This is a genomic window from Pseudomonas kielensis, assembly GCF_014236655.1.
GTDB classification, from domain to species: Bacteria; Pseudomonadota; Gammaproteobacteria; order Pseudomonadales; family Pseudomonadaceae; genus Aquipseudomonas; species Aquipseudomonas kielensis.
In genome coordinates this window covers 83,972-100,404 of record NZ_JACMYG010000009.1, presented here as the reverse complement: position 1 = coordinate 100,404, position 16,433 = coordinate 83,972, and the positions used below count along the sequence as shown (strand labels likewise).

Genomic DNA, 16,433 nt, shown 5'->3' with positions numbered 1-16,433 from the left:
CCCAGCCTTGGAGCACAAAAAAAGGCGCGAGTTCAATACTCGCGCCTTTTGGGGTACTACCAGGTAGGAAAACGTCTCAAGGACGGTCGTCCACTTCCTTATCGGTGTTGACCACAGGGATCAGGTCTTCACTGCTCAGGTTCAGCCAGATCAGCACCACGTTGGCGATGTAGATCGACGAGTACGTACCCGCCAATACACCTACCAGCAGGGCCAAGGAGAAGCCGTACAGGTTGTCACCCCCGAAGAACAGCAGCGCGGCGATCGCCAACAGGGTCGAAACCGAGGTGGCAATGGTGCGCAGCAGGGTCTGAGTCGTCGAGATGTTGATGTTCTCGATCAGCGTCGCCTTGCGCAGCACGCGGAAGTTCTCACGCACCCGGTCGAACACCACGATGGTGTCGTTGAGCGAGTAACCGATGATCGCCAGCACCGCCGCCAGCACCGTCAGGTCGAAGGTGATCTGGAAGAACGACAGGATACCAATGGTCACGATCACGTCGTGGATCAGCGACACGATGGCCCCGACCGCAAACTTCCATTGAAAGCGGAACGCCAGGTAGATCAGGATGCCGCCCAGCGCCATGAGCATGCCGAGGCCGCCCTGGTCGCGCAGCTCTTCACCCACCTGCGGGCCGACGAACTCGACGCGCTTGACCACAGCCGGGTTGTCGCCGCCGACCTTCTGCAAGGCCTCGGCTACCTGGTGACCCAGTTGCGGGTCTTCGCCTGGCATGCGCACCAGCAGGTCGGTGGTCGCGCCAAAGCTCTGCACCACCGCCTCGTGATAACCCGAGGTAACCAGCTGCTCACGCACCTTGGTCACATCGGCCGGACGCTCATAGGTCAGCTCGATCAGCGTACCGCCGGTGAAGTCCAGGCCGTAGTTCATGCCCTTGGTGGCGACACTGAACAGCGCCAGCACCGTGAGGAACAATGTGACGCCGAACGCAACGTTGCGAACGCCCATGAAGTTGATTGTACGTAACATGGCAGCCCCTTAAATCCACAACTTCTTGAAGTCACGACCGCCGAAGATCAGGTTGACCATCGCACGGGTAACCATGATGGCCGTGAACATCGAGGTCAGAACCCCGAGGGACATGGTCACGGCGAAGCCCTTGACCGGACCTGTACCCATGGCAAACAGAATCCCGCCCACCAGCAAGGTGGTCAGGTTGGCGTCGAGAATCGCGGTGAATGCGCGCCCGAAACCTTCGTTGATTGCCCGTTGCACAGTCATGCCCGCCGCGATTTCCTCACGAATCCGCGAGAAGATCAGCACGTTGGCGTCGACCGCCATACCCATGGTCAGCACGATACCGGCGATACCCGGCAGGGTCAGGGTTGCACCCAGCAGCGACATCAGGGCCAGCAGCAGCACCATGTTCACGCCCAGCGCCACCGTGGCGATCAGGCCGAAGAAGCGGTAGATCGCCATGATGAACAGCGACACGAACAGCATGCCCCACAGCGAGGCATCGACACCCTTGGTGATGTTGTCGGCACCCAGGCTTGGACCAATGGTACGTTCTTCAGCGAAGTACATCGGGGCCGCCAGACCACCGGCGCGCAGCAGCAGCGCCAGCTCCGAGGATTCGCCCTGGCCGTTCAGGCCGGTGATGCGGAACTGAGCACCCAGCGGCGACTGGATGGTCGCCAGGCTGATGATCTTCTTCTCTTCCTTGAACGTCTGCACCGCCACGTCTTTCTCGACGCCGTTGACGACCTGCTTGACGTAGGTGGTCACCGGACGTTGCTCGATGAAGATCACCGCCATGCTGCGACCGACGTTGGAACGGGTCGCACGGTTCATCAGCTCGCCGCCATGACCGTCCAGGCGAATGTTCACCTCTGGGGTGCCGTGCTCGCCGAAACCGGCCTTGGCGTCAGTCACCTGGTCGCCCGTGATGATCAGGCCACGCTCGATCTGCGCAGGAGGACGCTTGCCCTCGCGGAACTCGAACATCTCGGAAGTGGCTTTGGATGCGCCCGGCTCTGCTGCCAGACGGAACTCAAGGTTGGCCGTCTTGCCCAGGATTCGCTTGGCTTCGGCAGTGTCCTGCACGCCTGGCAGTTCAACCACGATGCGGTTGGCACCCTGACGCTGAACGATAGGCTCGGCAACACCCAGCTCGTTGACGCGGTTACGTACCGTGGTCAAGTTCTGCTTGATGGAGTATTCACGGATTTCCGCCAGCTTGGCCGGGGTCATCGCCAGACGCAGCACCGGCTGACCATTGAGGTCGGCGGGAACAATATCGAAATCGTTGAAGCTCTTGCGGATCAGTGCACGGGCCTGTTCGCGGGCGGCTTCATCAGTGAAGCCCAACTGAATGGCACCGTTGAGTTGCGGCAGGCTGCGATAGCGCAGGCGCTCTTTGCGCAACAGACTCTTGACGTCGCCTTCGTAAACTTTCATGCGGGCGTCGATGGCTTTGTCCATGTCCACTTCCAGGAGGAAGTGCACACCACCGGACAAGTCCAGACCCAACTTCATCGGGTGCGCGCCGAGGTTGCGCAGCCACTGCGGGGTGGTTTGTGCCAGGTTCAGCGCAACGACATAGTCATCACCCAAGGCCTTGCGAACGACGTCCTTGGCCGGAAGCTGGTCTTCCTGCTTGGTCAGACGAATCAGGCCGCCCTTGCCGTTGGCTGCCAGCGTGGCCGCCTTGACGGTGATCCCGGACTCGTTGAGCGCTTTGCTCACACGATCCAGATCCGCCTGATTGACCTGCAGCGCAGTGCTTGCACCGCTGACCTGAATGGCCGGGTCATCAGGGTATAGATTGGGAGCGGAATAAATCAGACCGATCGCCAGCACCGCCAGGATCAGTAGGTATTTCCACAGAGGGTATTTGTTCAGCATCACGCCGCCCGCTTATGACGCGGGGCGCCTTGCGCGCCCCGTCGATTGGTAGAAGATGAAACTCAGATCGCTTTCAGCGTGCCTTTTGGCAGCGTGGCAGCGATGGCGCCTTTCTGGAACTTCAGCTCTACCGAGTCAGAAACTTCGAGAACCACGAAATCATCCGCTACTTTGGTGATCTTGCCGGCGATGCCGCCGGAGGTCACAACTTCATCACCTTTTTGCAAGTTGCTCAGCAGATTCTTCTGCTCTTTGGCGCGTTTGGCCTGTGGACGCCAGATCATCAGGTAGAAGATGACCAGGAAACCGACCAGGAAAATCCACTCAAAGCCAGTGCCAGCAGGGCCGGCAGCAGGTGCAGCGGCGTCTGCCATCGCATTCGAGATAAAAAAGCTCATTTAGCACTCCAGTTGCAGAATTAGTGTCTTAAACGTTTTAAAACTCAGTCCAAAGGCGGAACAGGCAACCCGCGCTTGGCATAGAAGGCATCGACAAAGGCGGCCAATGTACCCTGTTGAATAGCCTCGCGCAAACCAGCCATAAGCACTTGATAATGACGCAAGTTATGGATGGTATTGAGCATGCTCCCCAGCATTTCGCCGCACTTGTCCAGATGATGCAGATAAGCGCGGGAGAAGTTCTGGCAGGTATAGCAATCGCAGGTCGGATCGAGCGGCGAATCATCATGGCGATGGAACGCGTTACGGATCTTCAGCACACCCGTATCAATGAACAGATGCCCATTGCGGGCATTACGGGTTGGCATCACGCAATCGAACATGTCCACCCCGCGGCGCACACCCTCAACCAAGTCTTCCGGCTTGCCAACACCCATAAGGTAACGAGGTTTGTCAGCCGGCATCTGACCCGGGAGGTAGTCCAGCACCTTGATCATCTCGTGCTTGGGCTCGCCCACCGACAGGCCGCCAATGGCCAGGCCGTCAAAACCGATCTTGTCGAGGCCTTCCAGGGAGCGCATGCGCAGGTCCTGGTGCATGCCACCCTGGACGATACCGAACAGCGCCGCGGTGTTCTCGCCATGGGCGTTTTTCGAACGCTGGGCCCAGCGCAGCGACAACTCCATGGAGATCCGCGCCACGTCTTCGTCGGCCGGGTACGGCGTGCATTCGTCAAAAATCATCACGATGTCGGAGCCCAGGTCACGCTGGACCTGCATCGACTCTTCCGGCCCCATGAACACCTTGGCACCGTCCACCGGCGAGGCGAAGGTCACGCCCTCCTCCTTGATCTTGCGCATGGCGCCCAGGCTGAACACCTGGAAACCACCGGAGTCGGTCAGGATCGGGCCTTTCCACTGCATGAAATCGTGCAGGTCGCCGTGCTTCTTGATCACTTCGGTGCCAGGACGCAGCCACAAGTGGAAGGTATTGCCCAGGATGATCTCGGCGCCCGTGGCCTCGATGTCCCGCGGCAACATGCCCTTGACCGTGCCGTAGGTACCCACCGGCATGAACGCCGGGGTCTCGACGGTGCCACGCGGGAACGTCAGGCGCCCGCGACGGGCCTTGCCATCGGTGGCCAAAAGTTCGAAAGACATACGACAGGTGCGACTCATGCTGTTTCCTCTGGGCCGCGCGGTGCGGGATTGCGGGTGATGAACATCGCATCACCGTAGCTGAAAAAGCGGTACCCATGCTCGACAGCTGCCTGGTAGGCGGCCATGGTCTCGGGATACCCGGCAAACGCCGAAACCAGCATCAACAGCGTGGATTCGGGCAAATGGAAGTTGGTGACCAGGGCATCGACCACATGGAACGGCCGGCCCGGGAAAATAAAGATATCGGTGTCGCCACTGAACGGCTTGAGCACGCCATCGCGCGCCGCACTCTCCAGCGAACGCACGCTGGTGGTCCCCACGGCCACCACCCGTCCGCCACGGGCCCGACAGGCCGCCACCGCATCCACCACGTCCTGGCCGACTTCCAGCCACTCGCTGTGCATGTGGTGGTCTTCGAGCTTCTCCACACGCACCGGCTGAAAGGTGCCAGCCCCCACGTGCAGGGTCACGAACGCAGTCTCGACGCCTTTGGCGGCAATCGCCTCCAGCAGCGGCTGATCGAAATGCAGCCCCGCCGTCGGCGCCGCCACGGCGCCCAGGCGCTCGGAGTACACCGTCTGGTAGCGCTCGCGATCGGCGTCTTCATCCGGACGGTCTATATAAGGAGGCAGCGGCATATGCCCGACGCGGTCGAGCAGCGGCAACACTTCTTCGGCAAACCCCAGCTCGAACAGCGCATCGTGGCGCGCCAGCATCTGAGCCTCGCCCCCACCGTCGATGAGGATCTTCGAGCCAGGCTTGGGCGACTTGCTGGAGCGCACATGGGCCAGCACACGGTGACTGTCGAGCACCCGCTCCACCAGAATTTCCAGCTTGCCGCCGGAGGCTTTCTGGCCAAACAGCCGCGCCGGAATCACCCGGGTATTGTTGAACACCATCAAGTCGCCTGGGCGCAAATGCTCAAGCAAATCAGTGAATTGACGGTGCGCCAGGGCGCCGCTAGGCCCATCCAGGGTCAGCAGGCGACTGCCGCGCCGCTCAGCCAACGGGTGGCGAGCGATCAGCGAATCAGGGAGTTCGAAAGTAAAGTCAGCAACGCGCATGATGGGGTTCGTCTAGCAGGGCCGGGAAGTCTAGCGGAAATATCAAAAATTCTCCATGTACCTGATTGACCGACGGTTATCACCTCTCTATACTTCGCCGCCATTGAGCCCTGATGGCGGAATTGGTAGACGCGGCGGATTCAAAATCCGTTTTCGAAAGGAGTGGGAGTTCGAGTCTCCCTCGGGGCACCATATAGCAGTATCTGAAAGTCTCTACCAGGCTTTCAGACCCAAAGAAACCGGCCACTTGAGCCGGTTTTTTTGTGTCTGTCTTTCTACCCCTGCATCCCTCTGCTTGCCCCCCTGAGAAAAAACCAAACAGCACGCTCTCCGCCCCCACGCTCTTAACCCCCCCAGCTTCTCAGCCCCCACCCACCACGACCCAATGCGCGATCCACCTACGACGAGTATCGTGTTCCCCATCGATACCCTCGCTACGGATCGGATGATGACCAGAAGCATTTTCTACGCCTTGGGAGCCGCTGCGCTCTTTGGGGCCAGCACACCGCTTGCCAAGGTTCTGGGGCTGAACATCTCTCCGGTCTTGCTCGCCGGGTTGCTGTACCTGGGGAGCGGCTTGGGCTTGACGGTCAGTCGGTTGATCCGTGATCGCGGCTGGCAGCCTGTCGGCCTGACTGCATCGGAGTGGCCGTGGCTTATTGGCGCGATTGTTTTCGGTGGGGTGCTGGGGCCGGTGTCGTTGATGTTTGGGCTGACCCTGACCTCCGGCACCACCGCTTCGCTATTGCTGTACCTTGAAGCCGTGTTGACCGCACTACTGGCGTGGATGGTTTTCAAGGAGAACGCTGACAGGCGGATCGTCATGGGAATGATCGCAATAGTGGCGGGCGGCGTAATGCTGGGTTGGCCTCAAACGTCAGCGCAGATCAATGGCTGGGTTGGGCCGAGTGCAGTCGCAATCGCATGCCTTTGCTGGGCCGTTGATAACAACCTGACTCGCAAGGTTTCAGCATCGGATGCGTTGTTCATTGCAGGCATCAAGGGGCTGGTCGCCGGGGTGGTCAATTGCACCCTGGGGATTGCGCTGGGCATGCATCTCCCCGAGTGGCCTCTGCTCGGCCCCACCCTTCTCGTAGGTTTCCTGGGATACGGCGTGAGCCTGGTGCTTTTCGTGCTGGCGTTACGGGGGCTGGGAACAGCGCGGACCGGCGCGTATTTCTCGACCGCGCCCTTCCTGGGCGCAGCTGTTTCAATTGTGTTTCTGGGCGAAGCCGTGTCATGGGTGTTTTGGGTTGCTGCGGGCCTGATGGGGATTGGAGTCTGGATCCACCTCACCGAGAGTCATTCACACGAGCATCAACACGATCCGCAGACCCATGACCATCCGCACGTTCACGACGAGCACCATCAACATGAACATGCCTTTGAGTGGGAGGCGTCCGAGCCTCATAGCCATGTGCATGAACACGCCCCCCTGCGCCACAGTCACCCGCACTTTCCTGACATCCATCACCGGCATCAACACTGAGGGGCAGCCCTCGGCATAGCGCCGTATCTGAAACCGGCGGCGCCAACCGCAACCCCACAGACCGACTAGACTTCTTCACTCCAGTGCCGCAGGTCCCTGCAGGCACTCCCCGAAGCTGTCATTCCCACCGAATTGAACTGAGTACACAATCATGTGTGAATCATGCGATTCAGGCTCTGTTTCAAAAGTGAACACTCGTCGTGATTTTCTTCGTCTTGCCGGACTGGGTGCCGGCGCGCTGCTGCTGGCCGGTGCATTGCCCGGCAGGCTTGCTCAGGCGGCCGAGGCAACCTCCGCGCCGCCCAAGCCGAAAAACGTCATCAGCCCGGATGACGCCCTCAAACGACTGATGGCCGGCAATGAGCGGTACGTCAGCGGCAACTCCGAAACCCACGATTTCAAGGACGAACGTGAAGCCTTGGTCTCCGGCCAGAATCCCTTCGTGGCAGTCCTGAGTTGTTCCGACTCGCGCATCGCGCCCGAATATGCGTTTGATACCGCGCGCGGCGATCTTTTCGCGATACGTGTGGCAGGCAACTTCGTCACCGATGAGGGCTTGGCGAGTCTTGAATACGGTGTCGCGGTGCTGGGCGCCCCGCTCATCCTGGTATTGGGGCATGAGCGATGCGGCGCCATCGAGGCCGGCATCAAAGCCGTCAAGGATCACACGGTGTTCCCCGGGCACATCCCGAAACTGACGGACGCACTCAAGTCCTCTATCGAGAGCGTGATCAAGCAACCCGGGGAACTGGTGGAAAACGCGACCGTGCAAAACGTCAAAGACTCGGTCGAGCGCCTGAAGAAAGCCACGCCCCTGCTGACCGATGCGCTCGACACAGGCAAGTTGAAAATCGTCGGCGGCATTTATCGCCTGGCGACCGGCAAAGTCGAGCTGATTGCCTGAACCGTGCTGGCTGCAATCCTGTACCCCTGACGATATAATCGGCCCGCAGCCACGGATGACATCGACGCCTCCCACGGCCCGCCAATTAAAAAGAGACCTTGTTTATCAAGGTCTTTTTTCGCCCGTAGAAAAGTGACCCGCACCACCCCACACCACCGCACAAGGACCCCCTCCATGGACCGCGCCCTGGAAACCGTCGCCCTCTTCGCCCTCAAGCTGGTTCACGAGACCGAAGGCCAAAGCCCGATCCTGCGTGACGATCCGATCATGGATGACTACCAGCGGGAGGTGTTCCAGTTGCTGGTGCGGCGCGGCGAGGTGGCGGCGATCCAGTTGAAGGTGGCGACCTGCGTTGGCCTGGCGCTGACGGCCCTGGGCGGGGTGGACAAACCCATGGGCCGTGAGCTGCAGCGCCTGGCCATAGATTTCGGCCAGGCGCAGACGCTGGAGCAGATGCAGGCTCCGCTCCTGGCGCTCAGGGATTACCTGAAAGACATTCAGTGACCGCCCAGGCGTGCCCTACTCGTCCTTGCCCGACGCACGCACGGCGACTTCGATCGCCCGCACGCTGATCGCCGCGAATATCGCGGTCATCAGCACGCCGTTGAACCCCAGCAGAATCGCCAGCACCCGCGAGACGCCCAGCTTGGGCACCAGCTCGCCATACCCGATGGTCAAGCCCGTCACAAAGCCGAAATAGACGCCGTCCAACGGCGGCCAACCCTCCAGGTAGCTGATGATCAGGCCGACCACCACGATCAGCAAAAACAGGATGGAGAAAATCGGCCAGACGACGCGAAAGTAGAATCCGACGGCTTTGTAGAACTCACGACGCACGTGCGCTGAATGCTTGGATGTCATGGTGTGGGGTTCCTGGGGATAGGCCGGGCTGATGGCGCATTGGGACCCCACCAGCTTGGCACAGGCTTCAGATAACCGTGGTCAATTGTTGATTATTTGTGTGCAACGACCACCGGCGTCTTGGGCCGAGTCTGGATCAACCCTGCCACCAGCGCCGCCAGAATCAACAGGATCGACAGCCCTTCATGGAGCTCCACCCGATGCCCCAGCATCAGCACCGAACCGGCCACCCCGAACACCGGGATCAGCAACGACAGCGGCGCCACCCTGGACACCGGGTACTCGCGCAGCAACAGGTTCCAGCCCCAGTAACAGAAGTGGGTCGCCGCGTAGACCTGGAACAACAGGGAAAACAGCGCCAGCCACTGGAAGTGCCGGACCAGCCCGGTAAAGGGTGCCGAGCCATGGGCCAGCCAGGTCAGGAGCAGCAAGGGAATCGGCGGAAACAGGCTGGCCCACACCACAAAGGCAAACATCTCACGCACGTTCGACTGTTTGATGATGACGTTGCCGACACTCCAACTGAAGGCGCTGACCAGCAACAGTGCATAACCCAGGGTTGTGGCCTGACCGGGGCTGTTGACGATGATGCACAGCAAGCCCACCACCGCCAGACCCACGCCCACTAATTGACCAAGGCGCAAGCGCTCGCGAAACAGCAGCACGCCCCAGCCCAGGGTGAAAAAGGCACTGAACTGCACCAGCAGTGCCGCCGTCCCGGGCGGTACCCCCAGCTCGATGCCCAGGTTGATCAACGCCCACATCGCCACCCCGAAAATCAGGCCATAAGCCGCCAACCAGCCCAAGGCGATCGGCGGGCGGCGCACAAAAAACACCCAGGGCAATGCAGCCAGGGTGAAACGCAGGGCCGTCAGCAATAGTGGATCAATTGCCGCCAGGCCCAGTTTGGTGACCGGAAAGTTAAGACCCCAGACCGCCGTCACCAACACGGCGAGGATCAGGTGTTTGTTGTGCATGCTGAGCCATTCCACAAAATGAAGCCGACACTCTGGGTCATCCGCACCACGGCCCGCTTGCACTATCAGGTCATAGATCGGTAGATTTGGGCCATGCGCGACATTGATATCGATCCCTACGAACACACGCCCCGCGATGCCGTGGTGACCGCCAACGACTACTGCGACGGCCTGCACTTTGCCCGGCACAGCCATCAGCGCGGGCAATTCGCCTACGCCGCCTGCGGGGTGATCACGGTGTTCACCGACCAGGGCAACTGGGTGGTGCCGCCACAACGGGCCATCTGGGTCCCGGCCCACGCCCCCCACGAAATGCACATGCACGGGCCGGTGACCATGCTCAACAGCTACATCCACCCCATCGCCAGCACACGCCTCGGCCTGCCGGCGCACTGCCAGGTGTTTGGTGTGTCGGCGCTGCTGCGCCAACTGTTGATCAGCGCCATGGACGTGCCGGCGCTGTATGCCGAGGACCAGCGGGACGGCTACCTGATGAACCTGCTCCTGCACGAAATCGCCGCCATGCAGCCGCTGTCGCTCAATGCGCCGCTGCCCAGCGAACCACGCCTGGCCCAGGCCTGCAGCCAGTTGCTGGAGCAGCCGTCATTGGCGGTCGGGATCGACGACATGTGTCGCCAGGTTGCCATGAGCCGCCGCACCTTCACCCGGCTGTTTCGCGAGCAGACCGGGATCAGCTTTGTCGAATGGCGCCAGCAGGCGTGCCTGTTGATGGCCGTGGTGCGCCTGGGCAATGGCGAGCCCGTGACGCGGGTGGCAACGGATCTGGGCTATAGCAGCCCGAGTGCGTTCACCGGGGTTTTTCGGCGGGTGCTGGGGCAGGCGCCGAGTCGCTATTTCGCGCAACATAGCCCGGCTTGATTCGCCGCTGGCGCGTCACTCACACAAAGGTCTCCATGGATGAGTACAACCTTGATGATGTCTTGCACGGTAAACAACGGTCAGCCCCTCGCCCCAGCCCCCGAGCCGGTCAGCGTGCCCTGGTGGAGCTTCGGTAAAACCGTGCTGGCGGCCACGGCGCTGACCCTGGTGCGCGATGGCCTGGTCGCTCTGGACGAACCGGTCGCGCAAGGCCCGTTCACCTTGCGCCAACTGCTGCGCCATGAAGCCGGGCTGGCGGACTACGGCGAACTGGCGCAGTACCACGCGGCCGTTGCCCGGCATGAAACCGCGTGGCCGGCCGAGGAGATGCTGCAACGCCTGGACGCGGCGCGGCTGCGTTATGCGCCGGGCAGTGGCTGGGGTTATTCGAATGTCGGTTACCTGTACATCGCCCAGTTGATCGAGCGGGTCACCGGCCTGGGGCTGGAAGAGGCGTTGATCCAACGGGCGCTGGCGCCTTTGGATGTCGTTCAGGTGCGGCTCGCCAAAGTGCCCGGCGACCTGCAAGGCCTGGCCCCGGCCTACGATCCGGCGTGGGTCTATCACGGCCTGTTGCTCGGACCGCTGCAGCAGGCCGTGACCTTCCTTGATCGGCTGCTGAGCGGGCATTTGTTGCCGGATCAGTTGCTGACCGAGATGCAGGCGCTGCGTCAGCTCGGCGGACCGATCCCTGGCCGGCCTTGGGTGTCTGCCGGTTATGGCCTGGGGGTCATGAGCGGCGCGGTAGCCGGGGGCTTGCACCTGTGCGGGCATACCGGCGGTGGGCCCGGCAGTGTGGTGGCGGTTTATCGGGCCACGGATGGCGAACATTCGGCGAGCTGTGGGGCGTTTCTGCAGGGGGGTGTGGATGGGGATGTCGAGGCGACGGTGGTCCGTGACTTGAGACTAGCCCTGGGCAGTCTCCAATAACCCAACTGCGCTTTGTAGTAGGCCCCGGCTTGCCCGCGACGCCCTCAGGGGCACCGCATCAATCCAGGCAGCGGGCGTTATTGTTCACGTCCATCGCGAGCAAACTCGCTCCTACATAAACGGAGTGGGCCTACAGCACTCAAAGAAACGTCTGATTTATCTCCCGCAAGAGCGTCATCTAGCGTGGGTCCTTTCGTCAAATCGACAGGGACCAATCTGGCATGAGGCGCTATCACATCACCGTCGGGGCCAAGACCACTGCCGACGGCACCGTAATGACCGGCTACGAATTCTGGACCATCGATGGCCAGCCCATCGCCCGCGAAGGCGATGAAGTCGCTTGTCCAGCCTGCGACAGCACTGGCGTCATCGTCTGCGACGGCCCGCACCTGGTGGACCTTATGCAAGCACGTGTACACGATGTTGGCCATGGGCAATACCACGCTGTTTCTGGACGTGTATCCGTTGCATGTTTTTTATCAGGAGCGGGGGCTGTCGGCGCTTGAGGCCTGCTTGCCTTCGCGGAAAAACATCTATGGAAATGGTCAGTATCCGGTGCTGTGGCCTGTGGCGCAGGAGAGGCTGGAGTTCGGTACCAACTACGAGGAAATCCTGCAGACATTCACAGCGATCGAGGCTGGCCGCATTGCCGACAGTGTTCAGTTTCTTGCCACGCACGAGCAGAAAAACATCTTGCAGCCGACAATGTACAGCGACCGGGGGTTGATAGCGCTGCTGCGTGGCAACCACCTGTCCCACGTTGTTAATTTTCCGGCAGGCGCCGCACAGGCCATCGAGCTGACACTAGCTAGCCAGTGTCAACGTTTGGATGATGGACGCACTATTGGCTTCGGGAGTAACCCTTTTGCCGACTTGTCCGATCTGGATCAACGTATGGCGTTTGTGATCAAGGCTGCGCTGCAGTTTGATCAACTGTTACATAGCAACGATCGCAACCAGATCGAACAGGCGATATGGAATATCGCCTCTGGCAGAGGCATGCGATGAATGGGTTGACGCAACTTGGCTGGCGACATTGGGTTGTCGCTCTGGCTGTAGTCGTATTTCTAGGATGGGCGATCCAACTACAGTCAGAAAAGGAAATCGCACTGAAGTTTGGCGAGCCCTGGGAGGATATGCGTCAGCGCTCCAGTGCCGCTATTGGTCCAACCATTCCTGGGCACTTTGCGTTCAGCATTCCCAAGTCGGATGCTCGGCTCCGTTTCATCGATCCTCAATACGGGTTCACAACTCCACTTGCGCGATTTTTCACCGTTAACTTCAACAGTGACGGCTTAACCCGCGGTATCCGCATGTCCCCGCAAATCGAACCCCTGTTGCTCGAAGACACCCTCAGGGTAGTGCTCGATTTACAGGAACAATGGCACAAAGCCGGATGGGTGCCGATCCGCGTCGAACAAGACCCTCCGTTCGCCGACACGCCTCAATGGCGTGCCCGGTTGCGAGATGTGAACAAAGGCGGAACCTCTTACTGGCAGGCAGGGAACCAGTATCAGGTGATGCTGGTGGTCAATCGTTTCAAGGACATCAAGCGCCCGACAGAAGAGCGTTACCTGATCAAGCTGGCACTGGCCAGGCCTTGGGTGAAGCCCTGACCTGTCCCTACCCCTCCAACACCGGCAACACCACCCTCGCCTCCAGCCCGCCGATCTTGCGGTTTCTCACGGTCAGCTCGCCACCGTGCTCCAGCACAATCGCCCGGGCGGCCGAGAGGCCGAGGCCGACGCCGCCGGTGCTTTTGTTGCGCGAGCCTTCCAGACGATAGAAAGGCATGAATACCTGTTCATGGCTTTCCTTGGGGATGCCCGGGCCGCGATCCAGCACGCGGATGGTCACGTGGTCGTCGTGGCTGCGCAGTTCAATGGCCGGTTCGCTGGCGTATTTGAGGGCGTTTTCCAGCAGATTGGTGATCACCCGCTTGAGCCCCAGCGGACGGCCGAGGTAGGCCAGGCGCGGGGGGCCGCTGAAGGGGATGTCGATGGACTGGTCACGGTAGTCGTCGATCAGGGTTTGCAGCAGCTCGGCCAGATCGAACGGCGTGGCTTCTTCGAGGCGGGCGTTGTCGCGGAAGAACTCCAGGCTGGAATTGATCATCGCGTGCATCTCGTCGACGTCGCGGAACAGCTTGGCCTGCAGTTGCGGGTCGTCGATGAACTCGCCGCGCAGGCGCATGCGGGTCAGCGGTGCGCGCAGGTCGTGGGAGATGGCGGCGAGCATCTGCGTGCGGTCCTTGATGAAGTGCTGCAACTGGGCCTGCATCGCATTGAACGCGAGGATCGCCTGGCGGATTTCCAGCGGCCCCAACGGTTTGATCGGCGGCGCCCGGAAGTCCACGCCAAAGCGCCGCGCGCCCTGGGCAAAGGTCTGCAGCGGCCGGGCCAGGCGACGGGTGGCGATCAGCGCCACCAGGCCGGTTGACAGCAACACCAGGACGATCACGATCAAGTTGCGCGCCCAATGCTCCAGGCCCCAACTGCGCGAAGGCATGCTGAACATCAGCCAGGAGCCGTCGGTCAACTGCATCGCCATGGCGTACTGACCGTCCTGTTGTGGCCAGTCCGCCGGTTGATAGGCTTCCAGGTGTTGGCTGTTGAACAGTTCGTGAGCCTTCGGCGTGTTGGCCCGGGTGGCCGCCTCGGGGGTTGCCGGCAGGCCCAGGGCCGCATGGCTCGGGCTCCAGCGGATGCCCAGGCTACTGTCGCTGGCGGCAGCCGCCAGTTGTGGGCGCTGCGCGGGGTCGGAAGCGGCAATGACCCGGCTCAGGGAGGAGAGTTTTTCCAGCAGCCCGGTCTCGGTCAAAGGCGGGTAGGCCCACACCCCGGCCACCTGGGTGAACAGGGCGTAGAAGCCCAGCGAGGTGAGCATCGCCAGTATGGTGGTGAGGGCGATCCAGCGGGTCACGGTGTCCCGCGAGCGCAGGCACCAGCCCGCCCGCCAGCCTTTCATTGGCGGGTCACGCTTGGGGTGAACAGGTAACCGCCGTTGCGCACGGTGCGAATCATTTCCGGGCGTTTGCTGTCGATTTCCAGTTTGCGCCGCAAGCGGCTGACCTGGACATCGATGCTGCGGTCGAAGGCTTCGTGGGTGCGTCCCCGGGCCAGGTCCAGCAGCAGTTCACGGGTGAGGATGCGCTGCGGGTGCTCGACGAATACCAGCAACAGGTCGAACTCACCGGCCGACAAGGGAATCATCACTTGGTCGGGCGAGCGCAATTCGCGGCGCGTGAGATCCAGTTGCCAGTCGGCGAATTTGATCAGCGGATGCGGCACCTGGCCGGTCAACGGCCGGACTTCGCCCACCCGGCGCAACACTGCACGCACCCGCGCCAGCAATTCGCGGGCGTCGAAGGGCTTGCTCAGGTAGTCGTCGGCGCCCATTTCCAGGCCCACCACCCGATCGCTCAGCTCGCCCATGGCGGTGAGCATGATCACCGGCGTGGTGTATTGCTGGCGCAGGCGCTGGCACAGGGTCAGGCCGTTGTCGCCGGGCATCATCAAGTCGAGGATGATCAGGTCCGGCATTTGCTGCTCGAGTGCCGCCCACAGCGCGACGCCGTCGGTGGCCACGGCCACGTCATAACCTTGCTGGACAAAAAACTTACTCAGCAGATCGAGGACCTCAAGGTCGTCGTCCACGATCAAAAGATGGCTCACCGGCGGGCATCACTCAACGACTGATAGTGCGGATATCTAAAACCATTCGGCGCGCCGCGTCATTTATTTCATCCCGGTCACAAAGCGTCGACGCGGTAAAAAACCAGACATCTTTGCGCAAGACGCGGATGCCAGGATCAAGCTCCTTTTCTACGAAGACTGTTCCCCATGCCTTTGTTCAAGCGCTCCCCTGCACTGTTTCGCAATGCCGCACTGCTGTTGAGCTTGACCTATCTGTACGGATGCTCCAGTCGCACCTCGACCGATAACCCCATGACCTGCGCGCAAGTCAGCTACCCGCTGTACGACCCGGCCGAGCCGGTCAACCGCGGGATCTTCGCCTTCAACCAGGTGATTGACGAGTACGCCGTCGCGCCGGTCGCCCGAGGTTACGGCTACACGCCGGAATTTTTCCAGTTGGGCCTGCACAACTTCACCACCAACTTCAACGAGCCGACGGTGTTCCTCAACGACCTGTTGCAAGGCAACGGCAAGCGCTCGCTCAACACCCTGGGGCGCTTCACCCTCAACAGCACCGCCGGCTTGCTGGGGGTGATCGATGTCTCGGACTCCCTGGAAATTCCGCGCCACCGCTCCGATTTCGGCCAGACCTTCGGCGTCTGGGGCATCCCGGACGGACCGATCGTCGAAATCCCGGTGCTGGGTACCGCCAACAGCCGCGATGCCGTGGGCAAGGTACTGGCCGTGGCGGTCAACCCGTTCGGCGACAGCAGCGATACCGCCGAGACCCTGACGACCGTGGCCAGTGTCGGCGGCACCATCGACAAGCGCGCCGAAGCGCTGCCGCTGACCGACGCCCTGCAAGCCCTGCCGGACTACTACAGCGCGCTGCGTGACGTCAGCGCCGAAAAACGCGCGGACTTTGTCCTGGAGGGCAAGCGCGGCGCGTCCGGCCTGCACGACGATCTCTGCACAGAAGCTCCAACCGATGCCACGTAACAGCCCGTCGCTGATGCTCGAGCAACGCCTGGTCAAGCGCGCCAACGCCGGCCTGCACTGCAGCGAAACCAGCCTGCGGCTGTCGGAGGACGAGCGCGAACTGATCCTCAGCCGCTACATCGAACTCTACCGCCCCGAAGGCGTGGAGTGGGTCGAACGCAGCCACCGGGTCTCGGTCACCGCCCTGCTGCGCTGGATCATCGCCCAAGGCGAGGCGCTGCCAGTGGAGCAAGGCCAGGAACTGCCGGCGCGCCAGGCAATGAACTGA

The 16,433-nt window shown here is 61.4% G+C and carries 19 protein-coding genes and 1 tRNA gene; 11 read left to right on the top strand and 9 right to left on the bottom strand.

Annotation, left to right across the window (positions count from 1 at the left end; genetic code table 11):
- Positions 1-76: 76 nt before the first annotated feature.
- The 5 genes from secF to queA all read right to left on the bottom strand — a co-directional run bounded on the left by secF (position 77) and on the right by queA (position 5,491).
- Positions 77-991 (bottom strand): protein translocase subunit SecF, encoded by a 915-nt coding sequence (secF, locus tag H7995_RS11570; protein WP_166592895.1) that lies wholly within the window; start codon positions 989-991, stop codon positions 77-79.
- Positions 992-1,000: 9 nt separating this feature from the next.
- A complete protein-coding gene (gene secD, locus H7995_RS11565) occupies positions 1,001-2,869 on the bottom strand; it encodes a protein translocase subunit SecD (protein ID WP_182342182.1) in 1,869 nt (622 codons plus the stop codon).
- Between the two features lie 62 nt (positions 2,870-2,931).
- On the bottom strand, positions 2,932-3,267 hold the full coding sequence (gene yajC, locus H7995_RS11560; protein WP_095166066.1) for a preprotein translocase subunit YajC: 336 nt from the start codon (positions 3,265-3,267) through the stop codon (positions 2,932-2,934).
- A gap of 44 nt (positions 3,268-3,311) precedes the next feature.
- Positions 3,312-4,427 carry a tRNA guanosine(34) transglycosylase Tgt gene (gene tgt / locus H7995_RS11555; protein WP_166592911.1) on the bottom strand — a complete coding sequence of 372 codons (1,116 nt, stop codon included), beginning with the start codon at positions 4,425-4,427 and terminating at the stop codon, positions 3,312-3,314.
- Between the two features lie 14 nt (positions 4,428-4,441).
- Complete coding sequence (queA, locus tag H7995_RS11550) at positions 4,442-5,491, bottom strand: tRNA preQ1(34) S-adenosylmethionine ribosyltransferase-isomerase QueA (protein ID WP_166592897.1); 1,050 nt, start codon at positions 5,489-5,491, stop codon at positions 4,442-4,444.
- Positions 5,492-5,598: 107 nt separating this feature from the next.
- Between queA and H7995_RS11545 the strand changes: the two genes are divergently transcribed.
- The 4 genes from H7995_RS11545 (at position 5,599) to H7995_RS11530 (ending at position 8,388) form a co-directional block, all read left to right on the top strand.
- Positions 5,599-5,683, top strand: a tRNA-Leu gene (locus H7995_RS11545).
- A gap of 256 nt (positions 5,684-5,939) precedes the next feature.
- Entirely contained in the window at positions 5,940-6,980 is a 1,041-nt protein-coding gene (locus tag H7995_RS11540; protein WP_280516529.1) for a DMT family transporter, read from the top strand.
- Between the two features lie 151 nt (positions 6,981-7,131).
- The gene (locus H7995_RS11535; RefSeq protein WP_182342188.1) at positions 7,132-7,884 is read left to right on the top strand and encodes a carbonic anhydrase; all 753 of its coding nucleotides are present in this window, start codon (positions 7,132-7,134) and stop codon (positions 7,882-7,884) included.
- A 174-nt stretch (positions 7,885-8,058) separates the two neighbouring features.
- Positions 8,059-8,388 (top strand): hypothetical protein, encoded by a 330-nt coding sequence (locus tag H7995_RS11530; RefSeq protein WP_185818388.1) that lies wholly within the window; start codon positions 8,059-8,061, stop codon positions 8,386-8,388.
- Between the two features lie 15 nt (positions 8,389-8,403).
- Here the strand turns inward: H7995_RS11530 and H7995_RS11525 are convergent, their stop codons facing one another.
- Both H7995_RS11525 and H7995_RS11520 read right to left on the bottom strand, forming a co-directional pair.
- Entirely contained in the window at positions 8,404-8,745 is a 342-nt protein-coding gene (locus tag H7995_RS11525) for a potassium channel family protein (RefSeq protein WP_166593152.1), read from the bottom strand.
- Positions 8,746-8,837: 92 nt separating this feature from the next.
- Positions 8,838-9,722, bottom strand: coding sequence for an EamA family transporter (locus H7995_RS11520; RefSeq protein WP_185818387.1), 885 nt, complete (start codon positions 9,720-9,722; stop codon positions 8,838-8,840).
- A 93-nt stretch (positions 9,723-9,815) separates the two neighbouring features.
- On the opposite strand from H7995_RS11520, the gene H7995_RS11515 reads away from it, so the two are divergent.
- The 5 genes from H7995_RS11515 (at position 9,816) to H7995_RS11495 (ending at position 13,147) form a co-directional block, all read left to right on the top strand.
- Positions 9,816-10,601: an AraC family transcriptional regulator gene (locus tag H7995_RS11515; RefSeq protein ID WP_185818386.1), complete on the top strand. Its 786-nt coding sequence runs from the start codon at positions 9,816-9,818 to the stop codon at positions 10,599-10,601.
- 54 nt (positions 10,602-10,655) lie between these two features.
- A complete protein-coding gene (locus tag H7995_RS11510; RefSeq protein ID WP_185818416.1) occupies positions 10,656-11,531 on the top strand; it encodes a serine hydrolase domain-containing protein in 876 nt (291 codons plus the stop codon).
- 221 nt (positions 11,532-11,752) lie between these two features.
- A complete protein-coding gene (locus tag H7995_RS11505) occupies positions 11,753-12,037 on the top strand; it encodes a PAAR domain-containing protein (protein WP_185818385.1) in 285 nt (94 codons plus the stop codon).
- Positions 11,961-12,539, top strand: a complete 579-nt coding sequence (locus H7995_RS11500) for a DUF2515 family protein (RefSeq protein ID WP_185818384.1) — start codon at positions 11,961-11,963, stop codon at positions 12,537-12,539. Before H7995_RS11505 ends, H7995_RS11500 begins: the two co-directional genes overlap by 77 nt.
- Positions 12,536-13,147, top strand: a complete 612-nt coding sequence (locus tag H7995_RS11495) for a hypothetical protein (RefSeq protein ID WP_185818415.1) — start codon at positions 12,536-12,538, stop codon at positions 13,145-13,147. Before H7995_RS11500 ends, H7995_RS11495 begins: the two co-directional genes overlap by 4 nt.
- Positions 13,148-13,154: 7 nt before the next feature.
- On the opposite strand, the gene H7995_RS11490 is transcribed toward H7995_RS11495, so the two are convergent.
- Together H7995_RS11490 and H7995_RS11485 are read right to left on the bottom strand one after the other, a co-directional pair.
- Positions 13,155-14,498, bottom strand: a complete 1,344-nt coding sequence (locus tag H7995_RS11490) for an ATP-binding protein (RefSeq protein ID WP_182342194.1) — start codon at positions 14,496-14,498, stop codon at positions 13,155-13,157.
- Complete coding sequence (locus H7995_RS11485) at positions 14,495-15,205, bottom strand: response regulator (RefSeq protein ID WP_166589669.1); 711 nt, start codon at positions 15,203-15,205, stop codon at positions 14,495-14,497. The genes H7995_RS11490 and H7995_RS11485 overlap by 4 nt, the downstream gene beginning before the upstream one ends.
- 168 nt (positions 15,206-15,373) lie before the next feature.
- Between H7995_RS11485 and H7995_RS11480 the strand changes: the two genes are divergently transcribed.
- On the top strand, positions 15,374-16,165 hold the full coding sequence (locus H7995_RS11480) for an MlaA family lipoprotein (protein ID WP_185818383.1): 792 nt from the start codon (positions 15,374-15,376) through the stop codon (positions 16,163-16,165).
- Positions 16,155-16,433 carry a hypothetical protein gene (locus H7995_RS11475; protein WP_166589671.1) on the top strand — a complete coding sequence of 93 codons (279 nt, stop codon included), beginning with the start codon at positions 16,155-16,157 and terminating at the stop codon, positions 16,431-16,433. Before H7995_RS11480 ends, H7995_RS11475 begins: the two co-directional genes overlap by 11 nt.